At 49.9% G+C, this 2,631-nt stretch carries 4 protein-coding genes; all 4 read right to left on the bottom strand.

What is annotated here, in order from left to right; genetic code table 11:
• Window positions 1–3 precede the first annotated feature (3 nt).
• Window positions 4–642: a glutathione S-transferase family protein gene (locus RMO27_RS11310; protein ID WP_309732435.1), complete on the bottom strand. Its 639-nt coding sequence runs from the start codon at window positions 640–642 to the stop codon at window positions 4–6.
• A gap of 48 nt (window positions 643–690) precedes the next feature.
• On the bottom strand, window positions 691–1,086 hold the full coding sequence (locus tag RMO27_RS11305; RefSeq protein ID WP_309732433.1) for a hypothetical protein: 396 nt from the start codon (window positions 1,084–1,086) through the stop codon (window positions 691–693).
• A 36-nt stretch (window positions 1,087–1,122) separates the two neighbouring features.
• Entirely contained in the window at window positions 1,123–1,878 is a 756-nt protein-coding gene (locus tag RMO27_RS11300; protein ID WP_309732431.1) for an SDR family oxidoreductase, read from the bottom strand.
• A gap of 153 nt (window positions 1,879–2,031) precedes the next feature.
• Window positions 2,032–2,631 (bottom strand): stage II sporulation protein M (locus RMO27_RS11295; protein WP_309732429.1); only part of this gene is annotated, 600 nt, incomplete at its 5' end.

Raw genomic sequence — 2,631 nt, 5'->3', positions numbered from 1 at the left:
TGATCAGTCTGCTGCGGCAAAGTGGGCCAATTGATCGGCGTGGGCCTTCGCGAAGGAAGGGCGGGCTGTGGCGCGCGCAACATAGTCACGACACGCAGGAAATCCCGTCAGCCCGTCAAAGCTATCAACAAGGCGCAACACATCGGCCATGAGAATGTCGGCAACGGAGAAGGTCCCGGCCAGCCATTCGCGTGCCGCGAGCACCGCTTCCATGCGTTTAAGCCTTGCCTCAAGAAATCCGTCAATAAATGCCCGCATTGACGTTTCTGCGGTGTCGCCAGAGAACTTGAAGAAAGACCATGGCTGGCTTGCTGCCTCAACCGAAGCGATCGCGGCAAACAGCCACTGTTTGACCTCGCTACGACTATGCGGATTGACTGGCATCAGTAATTCACTTCGCTCCCCTAGATGAAGCAACATCGCACCACTCTCGAAGATAGAGATGTCTCCATCGGTCAACCACGGCACTTGACCAAAGGGTTGGTGCGAAAAATGCTCTGCACCCCGATCGCGAAATGGTATGCTATTTACCCGATAGGGCAATCCAGCTTCTTCCAGTGCCCAACGAACGCGTATGTCACGCACATAGCCGCGCGGAGTTTCGGGAACCCAATCGAAAGTGGTGAGAATCAGATTGGTCATTTCAGTGTCTCCTTACTCCATGTACATTGCCTAGCTGAGTGCGTGAGATTATTGACGGATTTGGTTTCTGACAAAGAGATTTTCTACACTCAGAAAGATGATTGGTAGCCCCAAAGCTGCACTTGCAAGTGCCTCGATCGCCCAGTTGCGATTGAGCATATCGGCGATCGCTGAAACGATTACCGATCCAATTACAAGCCAAGGTGCGATCGCGACAAAGTTTCGTTGCCAAGCGGGTTTATCGCGCAGTCTCGCTTGAGACTGTTGTACAGATTGATGCCAAAACGGAAAGGTCGTGAATACAGCACAAAGATATAGCAGTCCTGCGGCTAGTAATAGGCTGGTCTTAGCGTTCGGAATCAGGTCAGGATACTGAAGGGCGATCGCGGTTAGGCAGATTCCCGTTGCTAGATACAAGAACGTAAACAGGGTAAATCGTTTCATTGTTTTCTCCTTGTGTTCACTAGGGTAAATCGCGGTTTAGCTTACTGTGGCTCCACCATCGACAACTAAAGGCTGTCCTGTAATGTAGCTGGCAGCATCAGAACACAGGAAAACTACTGCTTGAGCGATTTCTTCTGCTTGACCCATACGACCCATTGGAACTATGGAGTCAAAAATATCGACCGTAGCCCCCATTTTCTCTAGTATGCGATCGTTCATTTCAGTCTCGATCGGCCCAGGATTGACGGCATTAATCCGAATTCCCTGTTTGGCATAGTCGAGAGCCGCCGATCGCGTCAGTCCCATCACTGCGTGTTTGCTAGCAACATAGGGAGCGAAACTTGGGAACCCAAATAAACCACCCACTGACGAAGTATTAACGATTGCCCCAGATCCTTGGCTCAACATCTGCTGAATTTCATATTTCATGCACAAGAACAGTCCTCGCACATTAATCGACATCACCTTGTCAAAATCTTCAATGGATTGTTCGTGCAATGGTTTGGTAGGAGGCTCGATCCCGGCATTGTTGAAGGCACAATCGAGTCTGCCGTAAGTGGCGATCGTTTTCTCTACTAGGGCTTGAACATCTGCTTCAATGGATACATCCGATCGCACGAATAAACATTCCGCTCCTGCATCGCGAATCAACGTAGCAGTTGCTTCGCCTTCTGCTTCTCGCCGCCCTGAGAACACCACTTTCGCACCAGCAGCACCAAACGCTAAAGCAGTTGCTTTACCAATTCCCGAAGTTCCGCCTGTAACTAAAGCAACTTTATTTTTAAGTATCATGATATTTACCTTTGAATGTGAAATTAGTTGAGTTTGCTAAACACTTTAAAAAATCGAGTTAATCAAATTTTTAAAGTGGAACTACATGATGAAAGGAAGCCAGATCGACGTAGCGATTTCGATTTTTTCATGCCCATCATTGCGTGGAAAACGCTACAACAACCATTGGATCAGCGGAGGAACCAGATAGCCGAGCGAGAACGCCTCCCAGATCGCGCCGACGATGAACAGTGGGAGCGTGGACAGACTCAGCCAACCAAGCTGTTGTAGCCCACGGACGTAACCCTGACGATGGTTCCGAGCACCGATCGCTGCGGGGCGAATCCAAGACCGACCGAGGATGTATGCGCCAAACATCAGAAGGGCGTAAGCTTGGAATTCGATGAGTATCGTCAGCGAGTGCGGGATCAGTCCCACCGCAATAGTCTTGGTAGTCGGAGCCATTGCTAAACCTAAAGTGAACGCCTTATACGCAAATATAGGAATGCCAGCAAAGGGAACGATTAGCGAAGGGATCACGATTAACAGCGCACCGCTCATGACGTTGACTCCCAGGATGGTCAGCGAGAACAGCCAAGGTTTATTGAGTAGCGATCGAATAAGATCCGTCGTTCCGCTCTCTTCCAGGGTGGCTAACTGAGTTGCGCCCAGGTTGGGGAAGACGATCGCCGCTACCATCCCAGTGATGACTAAGCCATACACAATGGCGTTGATGGTGAGATAGGCGTGAAAATTGGCGCGAATGATTTGATA

This window comes from Chamaesiphon sp. OTE_75_metabat_556 (genome assembly GCF_031378165.1).
Taxonomy (GTDB): domain Bacteria; phylum Cyanobacteriota; class Cyanobacteriia; order Cyanobacteriales; family Chamaesiphonaceae; genus Chamaesiphon.
This window is presented reverse-complemented; position numbering and strand designations above follow the sequence as displayed.